This window comes from Citrobacter sp. GW821-FHT02E08 (assembly GCF_059421685.1).
Window position 1 is genome coordinate 65,568 of sequence record NZ_JBWKVL010000008.1, and the last position, 18,724, is coordinate 84,291.

General features: G+C 55.3%; 21 protein-coding genes. 10 read left to right on the top strand and 11 right to left on the bottom strand.

The features are described from left to right. Positions 1-89: 89 nt before the first annotated feature. The 9 genes from hycI to hycA form a co-directional block, all read right to left on the bottom strand. The gene (gene hycI, locus AC07UY_RS12265; RefSeq protein ID WP_494660843.1) at positions 90-557 is read right to left on the bottom strand and encodes a hydrogenase maturation peptidase HycI; all 468 of its coding nucleotides are present in this window, start codon (positions 555-557) and stop codon (positions 90-92) included. Then, positions 550-960, bottom strand: coding sequence for a formate hydrogenlyase maturation HycH family protein (locus tag AC07UY_RS12270; RefSeq protein ID WP_162381904.1), 411 nt, complete (start codon positions 958-960; stop codon positions 550-552). Before AC07UY_RS12270 ends, hycI begins: the two co-directional genes overlap by 8 nt. Next, entirely contained in the window at positions 957-1,724 is a 768-nt protein-coding gene (gene hycG, locus AC07UY_RS12275; protein WP_192613219.1) for a formate hydrogenlyase subunit HycG, read from the bottom strand. Before hycG ends, AC07UY_RS12270 begins: the two co-directional genes overlap by 4 nt. Next, positions 1,724-2,266 (bottom strand): formate hydrogenlyase subunit HycF, encoded by a 543-nt coding sequence (gene hycF / locus AC07UY_RS12280; protein ID WP_494701257.1) that lies wholly within the window; start codon positions 2,264-2,266, stop codon positions 1,724-1,726. The genes hycG and hycF overlap by 1 nt, the downstream gene beginning before the upstream one ends. Before the next feature lie 9 nt (positions 2,267-2,275). Further along, positions 2,276-3,985: a formate hydrogenlyase subunit HycE gene (gene hycE, locus AC07UY_RS12285; protein WP_494660841.1), complete on the bottom strand. Its 1,710-nt coding sequence runs from the start codon at positions 3,983-3,985 to the stop codon at positions 2,276-2,278. 16 nt (positions 3,986-4,001) lie between these two features. After that, complete coding sequence (locus AC07UY_RS12290) at positions 4,002-4,925, bottom strand: respiratory chain complex I subunit 1 family protein (protein WP_494701256.1); 924 nt, start codon at positions 4,923-4,925, stop codon at positions 4,002-4,004. Between the two features lie 2 nt (positions 4,926-4,927). After that, complete coding sequence (hycC, locus tag AC07UY_RS12295) at positions 4,928-6,754, bottom strand: formate hydrogenlyase subunit 3 (protein WP_494660839.1); 1,827 nt, start codon at positions 6,752-6,754, stop codon at positions 4,928-4,930. Next, on the bottom strand, positions 6,751-7,362 hold the full coding sequence (hycB, locus tag AC07UY_RS12300) for a formate hydrogenlyase subunit HycB (RefSeq protein WP_192613224.1): 612 nt from the start codon (positions 7,360-7,362) through the stop codon (positions 6,751-6,753). Before hycB ends, hycC begins: the two co-directional genes overlap by 4 nt. A gap of 144 nt (positions 7,363-7,506) precedes the next feature. Next, positions 7,507-7,968: a formate hydrogenlyase regulator HycA gene (gene hycA, locus AC07UY_RS12305; protein ID WP_203360240.1), complete on the bottom strand. Its 462-nt coding sequence runs from the start codon at positions 7,966-7,968 to the stop codon at positions 7,507-7,509. A gap of 200 nt (positions 7,969-8,168) precedes the next feature. On the opposite strand from hycA, the gene hypA reads away from it, so the two are divergent. From hypA to flhA, 6 genes are all read left to right on the top strand, one after another. Continuing rightward, a complete protein-coding gene (hypA, locus tag AC07UY_RS12310) occupies positions 8,169-8,519 on the top strand; it encodes a hydrogenase maturation nickel metallochaperone HypA (protein ID WP_162381912.1) in 351 nt (116 codons plus the stop codon). Between the two features lie 3 nt (positions 8,520-8,522). After that, entirely contained in the window at positions 8,523-9,395 is an 873-nt protein-coding gene (gene hypB / locus AC07UY_RS12315; RefSeq protein ID WP_490469924.1) for a hydrogenase nickel incorporation protein HypB, read from the top strand. Continuing rightward, positions 9,386-9,658, top strand: coding sequence for a hydrogenase 3 maturation protein HypC (hypC, locus tag AC07UY_RS12320; protein WP_192613227.1), 273 nt, complete (start codon positions 9,386-9,388; stop codon positions 9,656-9,658). Before hypB ends, hypC begins: the two co-directional genes overlap by 10 nt. After that, positions 9,658-10,779: a hydrogenase formation protein HypD gene (gene hypD, locus AC07UY_RS12325; RefSeq protein WP_203360238.1), complete on the top strand. Its 1,122-nt coding sequence runs from the start codon at positions 9,658-9,660 to the stop codon at positions 10,777-10,779. Before hypC ends, hypD begins: the two co-directional genes overlap by 1 nt. Beyond that, positions 10,776-11,786, top strand: a complete 1,011-nt coding sequence (gene hypE / locus AC07UY_RS12330) for a hydrogenase maturation carbamoyl dehydratase HypE (protein WP_494660838.1) — start codon at positions 10,776-10,778, stop codon at positions 11,784-11,786. The genes hypD and hypE overlap by 4 nt, the downstream gene beginning before the upstream one ends. A gap of 98 nt (positions 11,787-11,884) precedes the next feature. Next, positions 11,885-13,966 carry a formate hydrogenlyase transcriptional activator FlhA gene (gene flhA / locus AC07UY_RS12335; RefSeq protein ID WP_494701255.1) on the top strand — a complete coding sequence of 694 codons (2,082 nt, stop codon included), beginning with the start codon at positions 11,885-11,887 and terminating at the stop codon, positions 13,964-13,966. Between the two features lie 99 nt (positions 13,967-14,065). On the opposite strand, the gene AC07UY_RS12340 is transcribed toward flhA, so the two are convergent. Continuing rightward, positions 14,066-14,410: a nitrous oxide-stimulated promoter family protein gene (locus AC07UY_RS12340; protein ID WP_494660836.1), complete on the bottom strand. Its 345-nt coding sequence runs from the start codon at positions 14,408-14,410 to the stop codon at positions 14,066-14,068. Between the two features lie 189 nt (positions 14,411-14,599). Here AC07UY_RS12340 and AC07UY_RS12345 point away from each other — a divergent pair, with 189 nt between their 5' ends. The 4 genes from AC07UY_RS12345 to sitD are packed head-to-tail and all read left to right on the top strand — an operon-like array spanning position 14,600 to position 18,019. Next, positions 14,600-15,517 (top strand): metal ABC transporter substrate-binding protein, encoded by a 918-nt coding sequence (locus tag AC07UY_RS12345; protein ID WP_494660835.1) that lies wholly within the window; start codon positions 14,600-14,602, stop codon positions 15,515-15,517. Next, positions 15,514-16,329 carry an iron/manganese ABC transporter ATP-binding protein SitB gene (sitB, locus tag AC07UY_RS12350; protein WP_494660834.1) on the top strand — a complete coding sequence of 272 codons (816 nt, stop codon included), beginning with the start codon at positions 15,514-15,516 and terminating at the stop codon, positions 16,327-16,329. Before AC07UY_RS12345 ends, sitB begins: the two co-directional genes overlap by 4 nt. 2 nt (positions 16,330-16,331) lie before the next feature. Next, positions 16,332-17,192 (top strand): iron/manganese ABC transporter permease subunit SitC, encoded by an 861-nt coding sequence (gene sitC, locus AC07UY_RS12355; RefSeq protein ID WP_203360232.1) that lies wholly within the window; start codon positions 16,332-16,334, stop codon positions 17,190-17,192. After that, positions 17,183-18,019 carry an iron/manganese ABC transporter permease subunit SitD gene (gene sitD, locus AC07UY_RS12360; RefSeq protein WP_494701254.1) on the top strand — a complete coding sequence of 279 codons (837 nt, stop codon included), beginning with the start codon at positions 17,183-17,185 and terminating at the stop codon, positions 18,017-18,019. The genes sitC and sitD overlap by 10 nt, the downstream gene beginning before the upstream one ends. Positions 18,020-18,549: 530 nt before the next feature. On the opposite strand, the gene AC07UY_RS12365 is transcribed toward sitD, so the two are convergent. Next, entirely contained in the window at positions 18,550-18,711 is a 162-nt protein-coding gene (locus tag AC07UY_RS12365; protein WP_494660832.1) for a hypothetical protein, read from the bottom strand. Between the last annotated feature and the right edge of the window lie 13 nt (positions 18,712-18,724).

Genomic DNA, 18,724 nt, shown 5'->3' on the forward strand with positions numbered 1-18,724 from the left:
GGCAGTGCCGGATGGCGTTAACGCTTATCCGGCCTACACGATTACGTGGTTTTGTAGGCCGGATAAGGCGAAGCCGCCATCCGGCGTTGTCATTCCTCAGCCTCTAACTGCGCAAATCCACCGTGCCCTTCCCAGCCTTCCAGCCGCTGATAAACCGTTTCTACGGCATCTTTGATCGGCTGAGTCATCGGATAGTAAAACCCGACGATATCCGGCTGAATCCCTAAGAAAATCACCTCGCCAACATCCTCTTTAAGCTGATCGACCAGGTAGTTGAGCGGCATATTATGGGTGGTCATCATAAACATCTCGGCGATGTCATCAGGATCGATGATGCGGATCTCACCGGGATTGAGCCCCATATCGGTGGCATCAACAATCAGCAGGCGGCTCGGGCGTAATTCGCGAATCGCCACAATGTCGTTTTCCGGCGCACTGCCGCCGTCAATGACAATCCAGTCGCCTTTCGGCGCTGCGGCACACATCTCCGCCAGCAGCGGGCCTGCGCCGTCGTCACCCATCATACTGTTGCCGACACACAATAAAACGTCAGTCACGGTGTCTCCTCACCATCAGATAGATGGCGCTTTCCTGATGAATATCATGAAGCATGCTGAGCATCAGCTTGCTCCACGCCTGTTGTGGCGGCGTCTGCACGGCGAGCGCGTTATCAAACGCGCGCGCCAGCATTTGCACATGGCTAAAATCGATGACGATTTCGCCGTACTTCGGTACGCCTTCCATTTTACGGCGGGCTTCACTGCCCTCTTCAAGCGTGGCAATCCAGGCCAGGTAGTCATCCCATGGGCAGGTCAACGCCGCTTCCAGACAATCAATGACCCCCAGGTGGTGGCCAATCGCCAGGCTGTAATAGACGACCTGCTGCGCCTCGGCGGGCGTTGCATCATTCTCATCAATAAATTTACGGCTCAGTTGACTGAACACCACCGTTTCACTCATCGGATACGCGCCTCTTCAACAACATGGTTAAGATTCGTGACGATCTCGGTCAGACGCGGATCGTTCTCTGCTTCGAGCCAGCGCGCCACCTGATGCTCGCCCTGCCCTAACTGGCGCAGGTAATCATCGGCAATCTGGCGGCCATAGCGATAACCGGCCAGACGACGTGCTTCGCGATCAATCTTCACGCGCAGCGGTTGCACCATCTCCGGATGCAGGATCTCAGCGGGCTGTTCATCCAGTTCACCTGGCGCACGCGCATGGATTTTCTGCTCCAGCAGACCCAGCGCCATCGCAAAGCCGTACAACGTCGCTGCAGGCGTTGGCGGACAGCCAGGAATGTAGACATCCACCGGTACGATTTTGTCGGTGCCGCCCCAGACGCAATAAAGATCGTGGAATATACCACCGCTGTTGCCGCAGGCCCCGTAGGAGATACAAATTTTCGGATCTGGCGCAGATTGCCAGGCACGTAACGCCGGTGAGCGCATTGCGCGAGTGACCGCGCCGGTAAATAGCAGAATGTCTGCGTGGCGCGGCGACGGTACCACTTTGATACCGAAACGCTCGGCGTCAAACAGCGGAGAGAGGGTAGCGAAAATTTCGATTTCGCAGCCGTTGCAACCGCCGCAGTCCACACGGTAGACGTACGCCGAACGCTTAATGTTTTTCAGTAACGACGCTTTCATGCTGGCGATGGATTCGTCCACCGTCATCGGTACCGGAATACCATTGGCATCACGTGGGCCTAATAAATTGCTCATCAGCTGGCCTCTTTCATATGGCGAGTCAGTTCAATACGGTCGGACGGCACCAGGCATTTCTGGCGCTTACAGTCCGGGCAGGTCTCAAAGCTTTCACGGTGATTTTCCGCGCGGCTGTCACCGTTGTGCTTAAGCAGCGCAATGGCGTAATCGATCTCTTTCTGAACGGCAAAAGGGCGATTGCACACGCGACAGTTACACAGCGTAAAGCGAGACTGCTGCAGAAAGTCTTCTTTCTTCCATACCGCCAGTTCGTACTCCTGCGACAGCTTAATCGCCGCCGTCGGGCAGACTTCTTCACAACGGCCACAGAAGATGCAGCGACCAAGGTTGAATTGCCAGGCCAGTTCATTGGTGGCCAGATCGGTTTCGACCGTCAGCGCGTTTGACGGACAGGCATTCACGCAGGCCGCGCAGCCAATACACTGCTGCGGGTTATGCTCCGGCTTACCACGGAAGTTTTTATCAACCGCGATCGGCTCCAGCGGATAAGACGAGGTCGGTGTGCCGGTTTTGATGACTTTTTTGATAAAGGTAAACATGGCGATTCCTTATTTCAGCGGCGAGTTTTTACGCTCAATGCTGTAGCGCTCAAGTTCTTTGTATGGCACGACTTTGCTCTTCTTCTTACGCACGTCGACGACGGTCATACGGTCAGTACAGGAGTAGCAAGGATCGAGACTACCGATAATCAGCGGCGCATCGGAAACGGTGTTGCCACGCAGCATGTAGCGCAGCGTCGGCCAGTTGGCGTAGGTCGCCGCACGGCAGCGCCAGCGGTACAGCTTCTGGTTGTCGCCGGTCATGCTCCAGTGGATATCATCCCCACGCGGTGCTTCCGAGAAGCCCAGTGCAAAGCGATGCGGAATATAGGTAAAGCCTTCCACCGCCAGCGCGCCGCCCGGCAGATTGTCGAGGCCATAATCGATCATATTCAGCGCGGTATAGACTTCGTTGATGCGCACTTTCAGACGGGAGATCACGTCACAGCCCTGCTCGCTGTGAACTTCCATCGGCAGCAGACCGTAACCCACAAACGGGTGATCGGCGCGGGTGTCGCGGGCATGACCGCTGGCGCGAACCATCGGACCAACGTTACTGAAGTCACGGGCGATTTCCGGGTCCAGACGACCAATACCGACGGTACGCTGCTCCATGTTCGGCGTACTGAGCAGCATATCCACCAGCTCCTGCACGTCGCGGCGCATCTGCTGCGCCAGCTGGCGAGTCTGGATCATGTCCTCTTTCAGCAGATCGCGGCGAATCCCGCCGATCAGGTTCAGACCGTAGGTTTTACGCGCCCCGGTGAGGATCTCCGCCATTTTCATGGAGGTTTCACGCACGCGGAAGAACTGCATAAAGCCGGAGTCAAAGCCGGTGAAGTGACAGGCCAGGCCGAGGTTCAGCAGGTGCGAGTGCAGACGCTCCACTTCCAGCAGAATGGCGCGGATCATCTGCGCACGTTCCGGCACCACAATGCCCATCGCGTTTTCAACGGAGGTGGTATAGGCGGTGCTGTGGGCAAAGCCGCAAATCCCGCAGACGCGATCCGACAGGAAAGTGACTTCGTTATACCCCATACGGGTTTCCGCCAGTTTCTCCATGCCGCGGTGGACATAGAACAGACGGTAGTCGGCGTCGATAATGTTCTCGCCGTCAACGAACAGACGGAAGTGACCCGGCTCATCGGAGGTCACATGCAGCGGGCCAATCGGCACCACATTGTTTTTCTTGTCGCCCAGTTCGTTGATGAACTGGTAAGTCTCAGCGTCGGTAGTCGGCGCCGGACGCTGACGGTAATCCATGCTGTCTTTACGCAGCGGATAGAGTTCATCCGGCCAGTCATCCGGCAATACCAGACGACGCTCGTCCGGCAAACCTACCGGGATAAGACCGTACATGTCGCGGACTTCACGTTCGCCCCAGACCGCAGCCGGAACACGTGGGGTAACAGACGGGAATTCTAGAGTATTGGCATCCACTTCAACACGGACGGTGACCCAGCATTTAACGCCCTGCTCCATCGACAGTACGTAGTACACGGCATAACGGCCGCACAGCTGGCGTTCGTCGTTACCGAACAGCACGGACAACCATCCGCCCTGCTTGTAATACAGGAACTCGACCACTTCCGGCAGGTAGTTCACCTTCACCGTAATCGTCAGCTGATCTTTGGTCTGCCAGGCTTCGTCCAGTACTACGCCCGGAAATGCCTGGTGCAGCGCCGCAAGGTATTGTTGACCTAATTTTTCTTCAGACATGCTCAAACTCTCTTAATCACGCCGCCAGCAAGGAGACGAAGGCTAAAAACGCAAACCCAAAACCGGCCCAGGTCACGCGTGAAGTGGCGCAAAAACGCAGACGCGCCATGCTGTTTTCGAACAGCGCGATCACCAGTACGCCAGCGACCAGCTTGACGACGGCAATCACCAGCGCCAGCAGCAATCCGCCCGCAGTAAAGGTTTCCATCTGTCCCCACGGCAGGAACACGCCGACAAACATTTGCAGCACCACCAGTTGTTTCAGGCTGATGCCCCACTTGAGCACCGCAAAACCGCTGCCGCTGTACTCGGTCAGCGGACCTTCCTGCAACTCCTGCTCCGCTTCCGCGAGGTCAAACGGCAGTTTGCCCATCTCGATAAACGTGGCGAAGGCGCAGGCGCACAGCGCCAGAATCAGCGGAATACTGCGGGCCACAGGCCAGTGGTAAACCGTGTCGGCGATATTGCTGATGTGCGTGGAACCGGCCACCTGCGCCGCGACCCACAGGCCCAGCAGCAGAATCGGCTCTACCAGTACGCCGAGCATCGCTTCACGGCTGGCGCCAATCGCGGTGAACGGGCTACCGGTATCCAGACCGGCGATAGAAAAGAAGAAACGGGCGATCGCGAAGAGGTAGATCAGGGTGATCAAATCGCCCAGTTGCGGCAGCGGAGAACCAACGGTCACCACCGGCAGCGCGGTAGCGATGGTCAGCATCACGCCCACCATCACAAATGGCGTCAGGCGAAAAACCCAGCTGGAATCCGCAGGCGCAATACTCTGGCGACCCAGCAGTTTGATAATGTCGCGATATTCCTGCAAAACGCCCGGTCCGCGACGGTTGTGCAAACGGGCACGCGCCACGCGGGTAATACCAGACAGTAACGGCGCAGCGGCAAACAACACCAGCGCCTGAATTAACGGATATAAAACACTCATTCTCAGGCTCCTCGTGAAACCACAATCACCACCAGCACCGCCAGCTCAATCAGCGCCAGACGACGGAACAGCACCGGCGCGGCCGCGTTCTGCCAGCCCGGAACCAGTGAGACCGGATTGAGCCATTTACGCAGTTTGAGTATCGGAGCAAAGGCCTCTTTCACCGGCATGGCAAAACCGTGTGCAGTGATCACCATTGACTGCTCGTGATCGTAACCGCACACCCATGCCGAACCGCGTGAACGCGACGGCAGACGGTTGCCTTTGAAAATCGCCATGATAATGAAAGGCAGCAGCGGACAGGCAATCAACAGCAGGGTAATCATTGGCTGAGAAACCGTGGTATTCGCGGTTTCCAGCGGCAGAGGAACGGCAGAGGCGAGAAGCGGCAGCAGCCACGGCGCGGCAACACCGCCCAACACGCAGCAAATCGCCAACGCCACTACGCTCACCGACATCAGGAATGGCGCGCAACAGGCGTTCTCCGCCTCTTTGGTCCGCGGCGCGCCGAGGAAGGTAACGCCATAGACTTTCGCCATACACATCACCGCCAGCGCACCGGTAATCGCCAGCCCAACGGCCAGCAACGGCCCTAACAAACGGCCAATAAATGTGCCGCTGTTACCCAGTTTGAAGAAAGACTGGTAGATAACCCACTCACCGGCAAAGCCGTTCAGCGGCGGCAGCGCGGCCATCGCCATCAACCCAACCAGCATGGCGATAGAAATCACCGGCATACGTTTGCCGATGCCGCCCAGTTTTTCGATATCGCGATGACCGGTACGAAACCAGATGCTGCCAGCCCCCAGGAACAGGACGCTCTTGAACAGGCTGTGGTTCACCAGGTGGTAGAGACCGCCCGTCAGACCGAGCGCAATCAGCGCCGGTTGTTGCAGCGCAATACCGGTCACGCCAGCCCCAAGGCCGAGCAGAATAATGCCGATGTTTTCCAGAGTGTGGTAGGCCAGCAGACGCTGAATGTTATGCTCCATCAACGCATACAGACCGCCGACAAACGCGGTGATCATGCCCAACACCAGCAGTGCAATACCCCACCACAGCGGCGCATTGCCGCCAATCAGCGACAGAGACAGAATCCCTAACAAACCGACCTTCATAACAACGGTGGAGAACAGCGCCGCAGCGGGTGCGCTGGCGTTGGCGTGCGCCTGAGGCACCCAGCCGTGCAGCGGGATAATTCCGGCCAGCAGACCAAAACCGGCCACGCCGAGCAGCCAGATGTCGGAACCGAGCGGCAATGCCTGCGTGCGCAGGTCGAGCAGACGTAGCTCCAGGGTGCCGTAGCGCTGCCACACCAGATAGCAGGCAACCGCCAGCAGCAGTGTGCCAATACGGCCAAGCGCAAACCACAGCTTGCCCTCTTTACTGCCACCGGTCAGGAACACGGCGCACAGCGCCATAATTTCTGCCATCACCACCATCGTGCCGAGGTTGCTGGCGACCACGGCGCAGACCGCTGCCGCCATTAATAAATTCACCAGCAAACCGTTGGCTTTCACCTGCGGATGACGATGCCAGTCAATGTTGTACAGGCTGACAAACAGCCCGCACAGACCGAGCGTAATCAACCAGATAGCATTTAACGGCGTCACTTGCAGGGTATGTCCGATAAACGGCATCACACCGCTGACCGCCAATGCGTGAGTCAACGCAAGGGCACCCGCCGCCGCCGTGAACAGGCTGCCAATGGCCCCACCCACGCCCGCAATCCAGCCGCTCAACGCTTTGTGAAAGGAGAACAGAAACGCCAGAACCGCCGTGGCGGCAAACCAGGCCACGCCGCTATTAATCAGTGAAATTACGCTCATTTTGCATCCCCACTCTGAGCCTGCTGAAACAAGGTGAGATCGCCAAAATCGGTATTGAACGTCAGCTCACGCTTACGTTTGCTGGCGCGGGCGATATCGGTGTTTTCAACCAGGTGCAGCGCTTTGGTTGGGCACATCCGTACACAGGCAGGACCTTGTTCATCAAAACTGCACAAATCGCATTTCACAGCGATGGCGCGAACACCCGGCACCCAGTCCAGCAGCGTGCTGACGCGAGCCGGGGCAGGAGGCGCAGGCGGCGCTTTCGGGGTATTGGCGTTAGCCGGAATATGCAGCGGACGGCTGCCGGAAAACTCTATCGCGCCGAACGGGCAGGCAATCCCACACAGTTTGCAGCTTACGCACAGACTTTCATTCAGCTGTACAGCGCCATCTACGCGGTTGATGGCGTTGACAGGACACACGGTCGCGCACGGCGCATCTTCGCAATGATGGCAAAGTTGTGGCGCGGATTCTTTTTCATTAAGCATCACTTTCAGGCGCGGCATTGACTGCAGGCCATGCTGGCGATGCGTCTCTGAACAGGCGGCCTCACAAGTGTGGCAGCCAATACAGAGCGTGGAGTCAGCAATTACAAAACGATTCACCAGGCATTCCTCAGGTGATAGTCATTTTTGACGAAAACATGTCCATCAAGTGTCATTTTCGACACTCGTCGACACTCCCATCCCCAAAACAGTCGTGACGCGGCTTCAGACCGCATCGCGAACAAAACGGGCAAAACCTCTGGCTTACGCCGCCGGGATTTGTCCCTTTACCAATTGGTGCATATTTACCGGAGTGTTGGTTTCCACGGCGGCATACAGGCTGTCGTAAACGCTGGCGATTTTCTCGAGATAGTGCTCCAGCACCTGCTCGCGATCGCGGTTGCTGACATGCTCGTCGACTTTGCCGTCGATGGTCAGCTGCGCTTGCGCAATGAGTTGTTTTTCTTCGCTATCTTTCGTTTCAACGTAGTACTCAATGGTGTGGCTGTTGAAACCGTCAGCCAGGGTGACGTAGATCGTGAAGTGTTCAAAAAGAACGAAGCAAAGATCTTTGTCCGGCGCGCAGCTCATTGCGTGATGCAGGCGCGCTTTCGACAGGGTGATCCCCTGAACCAGCGAATTACAGTAGATACGCCACTGGTCCTGTAGGCGACGGTGCCGTTCAGCGATGTAATCGGCTTTTTCGCTTATTTCCCAAATTGTCATGTCAGGTTACCCGTTTACGTGAGATAGCCTGCCTTAAGCACGTTCCATGCCAACTTTAAATTGTTTATTTTTCATATATATACAAGAAAATAATGCAGTGACGACATGTCATTTCGTCATCGTCGTCAGTGTCAGCGTGCCAAAAACAATAACTGGCATGTTTATTGCTTTTACCGCAGCAATAGATGATGGGAGGCGATATGCACGAAATAACCCTCTGCCAACGGGCACTGGAATTGATCGAACAACAGGCCGCACAACACGGTGCGCAAAAGGTAACTGGGGTCTGGCTCAAAATTGGCGCATTTTCTTGTGTCGAAACCAGTGCTCTCGCCTTTTGTTTTGATCTGGTATGCCGCGGCACCCTGGCGGAAGGTTGTAAACTGCACCTCGAAGAACAAGAAGCCGAATGTTGGTGCGAGTCTTGTCAGCAATACGTCACGCTGCTGACACAGCGCGTCCGCCGTTGTCCGCAATGCAACAGCGACACACTGAGAATCGTGGCCGATGACGGCTTACAGATTAGAAGAATAGAAATAGACCAGGAGTGAGCGATGTGTACAACATGCGGTTGCGCTGAAGGCAACCTTTATATCGAGGGCGATGAACATAACCCTCATTCGGCGTTTCGTAGTGCGCCATTTGCCCCGGCGGCTCGCCCGGCGCTCAATATTACCGGCGTGAAGACGTCCAGTTTTACCCCCAGCCAGACGGAAGAAGGCGACCTGCATTATGGGCACGGCGAAGCCGGAACCCATGCGCCAGGCATGAGCCAGCGCCGTATGCTGGAAGTTGAAATCGACGTGCTGGACAAAAACAACCGCCTGGCAGAACGTAACCGCGCTCGCTTCGCTGCCCGCCAGCATCTGGTGCTTAACCTTGTCTCAAGCCCTGGCTCCGGCAAAACCACGCTGCTCACCGAAACGCTGATGAAGCTGAAAGAGCGCGTGCCGTGTGCGGTGATTGAAGGCGACCAGCAGACCGTCAACGATGCAGCCCGTATTCGCGCCACCGGCACGCCGGCCATCCAGGTGAACACCGGTAAAGGCTGCCACCTTGACGCGCAGATGATTGCCGATGCCGCGCCGCGTCTGCCTTTAGAAGACAACGGCATTCTGTTTATTGAAAACGTCGGCAACCTGGTGTGCCCGGCCAGTTTTGATCTCGGCGAACGTCATAAAGTGGCGGTGCTTTCCGTCACCGAAGGTGAAGATAAGCCGCTGAAATACCCCCACATGTTTGCTGCCGCCTCGCTGATGCTGCTCAACAAAATCGACCTGCTGCCCTACCTCAACTTCGATGTTGAGAAGTGCATCGCCAGCGCACGTGAAGTGAACCCGGAGATTGAAATCATTCTGATTTCCGCCACCAGCGGTGAAGGGATGGATCAGTGGCTGAACTGGCTGGAGTCACAGCGATGTGCATAGGCGTTCCGGGTCAAATCCGTACCATTGACGGTAACCAGGCGAAAGTCGACGTTTGCGGCATTCAGCGCGACGTCGACCTGACGCTGGTCGGCAGCTGCGATGAACACGGTGAGCCGCGTTTAGGCCAGTGGGTGCTGGTCCACGTCGGTTTTGCCATGAGTGTCATTAATGAAGCCGAAGCGCGCGATACCCTCGATGCGCTACAAAACATGTTTGAAGTTGAGCCGGACGTCGGCGCTTTGCTGTTTGGTGAGGAAAAATAATGCGTTTTGTTGACGAATATCGCGCACCGGAACAGGTGATGCAGTTAATTGACCATCTGCGTGAGCGCGCGGTCCATCTCCCTTACACTGCCGAACGCCCGCTGCGTATCATGGAAATCTGCGGCGGCCATACCCACGCTATCTTCAAATTCGGCCTCGATCAGTTATTGCCCGAGAACGTGGAGTTTATTCACGGTCCTGGCTGCCCGGTCTGTGTACTGCCGATGGGCAGAATTGATAGCTGTGTCGAAATCGCCAGCCACCCGGAAGTGATTTTCTGCACTTTTGGCGATGCGATGCGCGTACCGGGCAAGCAGGGTTCTCTCCTGCAGGCCAAAGCGCGCGGCGCCGATGTCCGCATTGTTTACTCCCCGATGGATGCGCTCAAACTGGCGCAGGAAAACCCGACGCGTAAAGTCGTGTTCTTCGGGCTGGGTTTTGAAACCACCATGCCGACCACCGCCATTACGCTGCAGCAGGCAAAAGCGCGAGACGTGCAGAACTTTTACTTTTTCTGCCAGCACATCACGCTTATCCCCACGCTGCGCTGCCTGCTGGAACAGCCGGACAGCGGCATCGATGCCTTCCTCGCACCGGGTCACGTCAGCATGGTAATTGGCACCGATGCCTATAACTTTATTGCCAGCGAGTTCCACCGTCCGCTGGTAGTCGCAGGATTCGAACCGCTTGATCTGTTGCAGGGCGTCGCCATGCTGGTTGAGCAGAAAATCGCAGCCCATAGTCTGGTCGAAAACCAGTATCGCCGTGTGGTGCCGGATGCCGGTAATGCCCTGGCGCAACAGGCGATTGCCGAGGTGTTCTGCGTGACGGGTGACAGCGAATGGCGCGGTCTTGGCGTGATTGAATCATCTGGCGTTCATCTGATGCCAGACTACCAACGGTTTGATGCCGAGGCTCATTTCCAACCAGCGCCGCAGCAGGTATACGACGATCCGCGCGCACGTTGCGGAGAAGTGTTGACCGGCAAATGCAAGCCGAATCAATGCTCGTTGTTTGGTAACACCTGTAATCCACAAACCGCATTTGGCGCACTGATGGTCTCTTCCGAAGGCGCATGTGCCGCCTGGTATCAGTATCGTCAGCAGGAGTGTGAAGCATGAATAGCGTACAACTCGCCCACGGAAGTGGCGGACAGGCCATGCAGCAGCTGATCAACAGTCTGTTTATGGAAGCTTTTGCCAACCCGTGGCTGGCGGAACAAGAAGATCAGGCGCGTCTGGATCTGGCGCAGTTAATGGCAGAAGGCGATCGTCTGGCCTTCTCGACCGACAGCTATGTCATTGACCCGTTATTTTTCCCCGGCGGCAACATTGGCAAACTGGCCATTTGCGGCACCGCGAACGACGTTGCGGTCAGCGGCGCGATCCCGCGTTATCTGTCTTGCGGTTTTATCCTTGAAGAAGGGTTGCCGATGGAGACGCTGAAAACCGTGGTGAACAGTATGGCGGCAACGGCTCGCGAAGCGGGTATCGCCATTGTGACCGGCGACACTAAAGTCGTTCAGCGCGGCGCGGCAGACAAGCTGTTCATCAACACTGCGGGAATGGGGGCTATTCCGGCCGATATTCACTGGGGCGCGCAAACCCTGACCCCAGGCGACGTTCTGCTGGTAAGCGGTACGCTGGGCGATCATGGCGCGACCATTCTCAATCTACGCGAACAGCTGGGGCTGGATGGCGAACTGGTGAGCGACTGCGCCGTACTCACCCCGCTGATTCAGACGTTACGCAATATTTCCGGCGTGAAGGCGCTGCGCGATGCCACTCGTGGTGGCGTAAACGCGGTCACTCATGAATTCGCCGCTGCCAGCGGTTGCGGTATTGAGTTGTCTGAAACTGCCCTCCCGGTAAAACCGGCGGTGCGTGGCGTGTGCGAACTGCTGGGACTGGATGCCCTTAACTTTGCCAACGAAGGTAAGCTGGTGATTGCCGTTGAACGTCAGGCGGCTGAACAGGTACTGGAAGCGCTCCGTTCACATCCTCTGGGACGTGATGCCGCGTTGATTGGCGAAGTGGTCGAGCGTAAAGGCGTTCGTCTCGCAGGTTTATATGGCGTCAAACGTACCCTTGATTTGCCGCACTCCGAACCTCTGCCACGTATTTGTTAATTCTGTAATCATGCCGGATGGCGCTTACGCTTATCCGGCCTACAAAACCTATAATTTTGTTTTCTTGCCGCAGTGCGGTACTTTCCTGGAAAAGCAACATGTCGTATACACCGATGAGCGATCTCGGACAGCAAGGGTTGTTTGATATTACTCGTACATTATTGCAGCAGCCCGATCTGGCTTCGCTCAGTGAAGCGCTTTCCCAACTGGTCAGGCGTTCGGCATTAGCCGACAGCGCGGCTATTGTGTTATGGCAGGCACAAACACAGCGCGCACGCTATTACGCGACGCGCGAAGAAAACAGTAAGCCGATCGAATATGAGGACGAAACGGTGCTGGCGCACGGCCCCGTTCGCCGTATTCTGTCTCGTCCCGACGCATTGCACTGTAACTTCCATGAGTTTACGGAAACCTGGCCACAGTTAGCCTCCTCCGGGTTATACGGTGAATTTGGCCACTATTGCCTGCTACCGCTGGCGGCAGACGGACGTATCTTTGGCGGCTGTGAATTTATCCGCAATGAAGACCGCCCGTGGAGCGAAAAAGAGTACCAACGCCTGCAAACCATTACGCAGATTGTCTCGGTGGTTGCCGAGCAGATTCAGTGTCGGGTTTCGAACAACGTCGATTACGATTTGCTGTGCCGCGAACGCGATAACTTCCGTATTCTGGTGGCGATCACCAATGCGGTGCTCTCGCGTCTCGACATCGACGAGCTGGTCAGCGAAGTGGCTAAAGAGATCCACTACTACTTCAACATCGACGCAATCAGTATTGTTCTGCGCAGCCATCACAAAAATAAACTGAATATCTGGTCTACCCATTATCTGGATAAAACGCATCCCGCTCACCAGCAAAGTGAGGTGGATGAAGCAGGCACCCTCACTGAACGGGTGTTCAGAAGCAAAGAGATGCTGCTGATTAACCTGAATGAAAGGGATGCGCTTGCCCCTTACGAACGTATGCTGTTCGACACCTGGGGTAATCAACTGCAAACGCTGTGCCTGCTGCCGCTGATGTCCGGCAACACCATGCTCGGCGTACTGAAACTGGCACAATGCGAAGAAAAAATCTTCACCACCACCAACCTGAAATTGCTGCGTCAAATCGCCGAACGCGTGGCGATTGCCGTCGATAATGCCCTCGCCTATCAGGAAATCCACCGTCTCAAGGAACGCCTGGTGGACGAAAACCTGGCGCTGACCGAACAGTTGAATAATGTCGACAGTGATTTTGGCGAGATCATTGGACGCAGTGAGGCGATGTACAACGTCCTCAAGCAGGTCGAGATGGTGGCGCAAAGCGACAGTACGGTCCTGATTCTGGGAGAAACCGGAACCGGTAAGGAACTGATCGCCCGCGCGATTCACAACCTGAGCGGACGTAACACGCGTCGCATGGTGAAAATGAACTGTGCCGCGATGCCTGCCGGACTACTGGAAAGCGATCTGTTTGGTCATGAGCGTGGCGCGTTCACCGGGGCCAGCGCCCAGCGCATCGGGCGTTTTGAGCTGGCAGATAAAAGTTCGCTGTTTCTCGATGAAGTGGGCGACATGCCGCTGGAGCTGCAGCCCAAACTGCTGCGCGTTCTCCAGGAGCAGGAGTTCGAACGCCTGGGCAGCAATAAGCTGATCCAGACCGATGTGCGACTGATCGCCGCCACCAACCGCGATCTGAAAAAGATGGTGGCCGATCGCGAGTTCCGCAACGATCTCTATTACCGCCTGAATGTCTTCCCGATCCAGCTCCCACCGCTGCGCGAACGCCCGGAAGATATTCCACTGCTGGTAAAAGCCTTCACCTTTAAAATCGCCCGTCGGATGGGACGTAACATCGACAGCATCCCCGCAGAAACGCTACGTACCCTGAGCAATATGGAGTGGCCTGGTAACGTTCGCGAACTGGAAAACGTGGTGGAGCGCGCCGTGCTGCTGACCCGGGGCAATGTGTTACAACTCTCGCTTCCGGATGTCGGCATATTCACGCAGACCACGCCGCCGGTCGCCACCGAAGTTGCACAGGATGGCGAAGATGAATTTCAGTTGATTCTGCGTGTGCTGAAAGAGACGAATGGCGTCGTGGCAGGACCGAAAGGCGCAGCCCAACGTCTGGGGCTTAAGCGAACCACGCTGCTTTCACGGATGAAGCGGCTGGGTATTGATAAGGATGCGTTGGTGTAAACGAAGCGTTGCCGGATGGCGGTGCAAGCACCTTATCCGGCCTACAGGTGGGGTTTGTCCGTAGGCCTGATAAGCGCAGCGCCATCAGGCATTTCACACTCACTTTTTACGTTGATATTTTTCCGGTAATTCCGGGACAGGGCGTTTGTCGTCAATCAGATGACGCACGGTCAACATCGGGTGACGCCAGAGCATTCTCGGCCCCGCCCAGCGCATAATCTGTTTCATCTCTTCACGCTTTGCTGGCTGGTAACAGTGCACCGGACACTGTTTACAGGCCGGTTTATCCTCACCAAACACACACTTGTCCAGCCGTTTTTGTGCATAGGCGAACAGCGCGGCGTAATGCCCTGGTTCATCTAACGCCTGTGGACACTGGCGCTCGTATAGCGCGATCATTTTTTTGATCGTCAGTTTTTCACGCGCGATTCGCTTGCCGGACATAGTGCCTCCACCACATTAAAGTGCATTTATTTTACAACTTATTCCCCCTGCAGACTATCACCCGAAGGTGACACATGCTTAGCCAGCCACGCAAATAAGAATTATTTTCATTTAACTATGCTGTGTGCTATATAACATAGCAAAGGCTATATTTGAAGAATAATTAACCACTTTTCCATGAGGGATACTATGCCGAACCTGCCTCGTTTGACGTCCTTTTTCCTTACTGGTGTCCTGGCATCACTAACACTGACGCCCGCCTGGGCCACAGAGAAATTCAAGGTAATCACCACCTTTACGGTCATTGCTGATATGGCAAAAAATGTGGCGGGCGACGCGGCGGAAGTCAGTTCGATAACCAAACCGGGGGCCGAGATTCACGAATATCAGCCCACCCCCGGCGACATCAAACGGGCGCAAGGCGCGCAGCTTATTCTCTCCAATGGCATGAACCTGGAGCTGTGGTTCGCCCGATTTTATCAGCATCTTTCTGGCGTACCGGAAGTCACGGTCTCTGCGGGCGTGCAACCGATGGGCATTAGCGAAGGTCCGTACAATGGCAAACCCAACCCGCACGCCTGGATGTCGGCAGAAAACGCGCTCATTTATGTCGATAATATTCGCGATGCGCTGGCGAAGTACGATCCGCAAAACGCAGCGGTTTATCAAAAAAATGCCGAGAGCTATAAGGTGAAGATTCGCCAGACGCTTGATCCGCTGCGCGACGAACTGGCAACACTCCCCACCGATAAACGCTGGCTGGTCACCAGTGAAGGCGCATTCTCCTACCTGGCGCGGGATAACAATCTCAGGGAGCTGTATCTGTGGCCGATCAATGCCGATCAGCAGGGCACGCCGAAACAGGTACGCAAAGTGATCGACGCGATCAGACAGCATCAGATCCCCACCGTCTTCAGTGAAAGTACCGTCTCTGATAAACCCGCTCGTCAGGTCGCCCGTGAGTCTGGCGCGCACTACGGCGGCGTACTGTATGTCGATTCCCTGAGTACTGCCGATGGCCCGGTACCGACCTATCTGGATTTACTGCGCGTCACCACCGAAACCATCGTCAGCGGTATCAATGACGGTCTGAGGAGTCAGAAATGAGCCACGCTGCCATTACCGCCGACAGTGTCACGGTGACCTATCGCAACGGTCACACTGCGCTACGGAACACCACGTTTCAGATCCCCGGCGGCTCGATTGCCGCCCTGGTGGGCGTCAACGGCTCGGGTAAATCCACACTGTTTAAGGCGCTGATGGGATTTGTCCGTCTGGCGGCCGGAGAGATATCGATCTTGCAGCAGCCGGTGAACAAAGCGCTGAAGCAGAATCTGATCGCCTATGTCCCCCAGTCAGAAGAGGTGGACTGGTCATTTCCAGTGCTGGTGGAAGATGTCGTGATGATGGGGCGTTACGGTCACATGGGCTGGCTACGTCGTCCGAAGGCACACGACCACGCGAGCGTTGACGCCGCCCTGGCTCGCGTGGACATGCTGGAGTACCGCCATCGCCAGATAGGCGAACTCTCCGGCGGGCAAAAAAAGCGGGTTTTTCTTGCCCGAGCGATTGCCCAGGATGGTCAGGTGATTCTGCTGGACGAGCCTTTTACCGGCGTGGATGTGAAAACCGAAGCGCGAATCATCACCCTGTTACGTGAACTGCGCGATGAAGGCCGCACCATGCTGGTATCCACCCATAACCTGGGGTCGGTGACGGAGTTTTGTGATTACACGGTGATGATCAAAGGGACAGTGTTGGCGAGCGGCCCCACTGAAACCACCTTCACGGCAGAAAATCTCGAACTGGCGTTCAGCGGCGTATTGCGCCATGTGGCGCTGAGTGGCAGCGAAGAGCACATCATTACCGATGACGAGCGCCCGTTTATCTCGCACCGAACCGCCAACGAGGGAGATTAATCATGAACTGGCTTGTGGAACCCTTTGGTTACCAGTACATGCTCAATGCCATGTGGGTGTCAGCGATGGTCGGCGGGCTGTGCGCTTTTCTCTCCTGCTATTTAATGCTCAAAGGCTGGTCGCTGATTGGCGACGCGTTATCGCACTCTATCGTCCCCGGCGTGGCGGGGGCGTATATGCTGGGATTGCCCTTCTCGCTCGGCGCGTTTCTCTCCGGGGGACTCGCCGCAGGCTGCATGCTGTTTCTCAACCAGCGATCGCGTCTGAAAGAAGACGCCATTATTGGTCTGATCTTCTCGTCGTTCTTTGGCATTGGGCTGTTTATGGTTTCGCTCAATCCCATGTCGGTCAACATTCAGACCATTATTCTTGGCAACGTGTTAGCCATCGCGCCGGAAGATATTGTGCAACTGGCCATTATTGGCGCCGTTTCTCTGACGATCCTTCTATTGAAATGGAAAGATCTGATGGTGACCTTTTTCGATGAAAATCATGCCCGTTCCATTGGGCTCAATCCGGGTCGGTTAAAGTTATTGTTCTTCACGCTGCTCTCCGTCTCCACCGTCGCGGCGCTGCAAACGGTCGGCGCGTTTCTGGTTATCTGCCTGGTGGTGACCCCCGGCGCAACCGCCTGGCTGTTGACTGACCGCTTCCCTCGCCTGCTGGTCATCGCCGTGGCTATCGGCAGCCTGACCAGCTTTTTTGGCGCCTGGCTCAGCTATTGGTTGGATGGCGCGACGGGCGGGATTATCGTCGTCCTGCAAACCTTGCTGTTCCTGACCGCGTTTGTCTTCGCGCCGAAACATGGCCTGCTGGCAAACCGTCGCCGCGCGCGAATGAACAAGGAGTCCTCATGCTCTTAACCACACTGATGGAACCCTTCCAGTTCGACTTTATGCTCAATGCGCTGGCCGTCTCCGCCATTGTCGCGGTGCCCTGCGCACTGCTTTCGGTATTCCTGGTATTGAAAGGTTGGGCGCTGATGGGCGATGCGATGAGTCATGCGGTTTTTCCGGGGATTGTGCTGGCCTGGATAGCCGGTATTCCGCTGGCTATCGGCGCGTTCATCGCCGGATTGCTCTGCGCCGTTGCGACAGGTTATCTCGACGACAACAGCCGTATTAAGCGCGATACCATCATGGGGATTGTTTTTTCTGGTATGTTTGGCGCGGGGCTGGTGCTGTATGTCTCTATCCAGTCGGACGTTCATCTGGACCACATTCTGTTTGGCGACATGCTGGGCGTTTCGCTGACCGATATTTTGCAAACCGCACTAATTGCGCTGGGGATAGCGCTGGTTATCGGTCTGAAATGGAAGGATTTATTGCTGCACGCTTTTGACCCGAATCAGGCCAGAGCCAGCGGTCTGAACACCACGTTGCTGCATTACGGGCTGCTGTGCATGATAGCCTTAACCATTGTCGCCACGCTAAAATCCGTGGGCATCATTTTGTCGATATCTCTGCTGATTGCCCCTGGCGCGATAGCCATTTTACTCACCCGCCGTTTCGCCCAGGCGCTGATGCTGGCCACCGTGCTTTCAGTCATCACCTCATTTCTGGGCGTTTATCTGTCGTTTTTTATCGACAGTGCCCCCGCCCCCACCATCGTCGTATTGTTCACGGTGATATTTATCGTGGCCTTTGTCTATACAACAATGCGAGACCGGCGTTCTGAAACTTATGGCTGAAGCATGGCTTTATCCGGGGTAATATCAGGTTGTTTATACATAAGAGGTCAATATTACCCTGACTTAGCTTTTTTCAATATTCAGCGTCGCCAGGATAATTTCAAGGCTGAGTTTATTTGCCTCGAAGTGGTCATCATGATGATTGCGGTGTCTACCGACCCACTTTGGATAGCACCCGTTTTTTCCCACGCTGATAAGCTACGGGAAAAGCATAGTGACTCCTGGTGTTCATAAACCACTTCAACTCAGACCGTACTGCCAAACCAAATACCATAGAACATAAGGATACAGCCAAACGATGCCAGACATTTTGCCAGAACACGTAATTTTGGCCCATACTTGTTAAACAATGATGATAACTTTGAATAGTTCGCAGCAGTATTATAGCGTTCATGGAAACGTATAATAATATCAAAGATGGCACTAAGCATAACGACGGAAAACTTTGACACTAATATTGCCATGAATGAAACTGGTATAATTGCAGATAACGCACGCGCTGTTTCTTTAGTAATTATGGGGATAAACTTTTAAATGCCAACCAGAATAAACACCAAGGCAAATGCGCCAATCAGCACTGAGATAAATTTCATTCCAAAGCCACGCCACTCTTTTTTTGTAAACAGATCCTTTCCATCCCAGATATAAATCAGTGTGATTATTATAAATAGAGTAAAACCTATCCATTTCATTACGTAACTATCG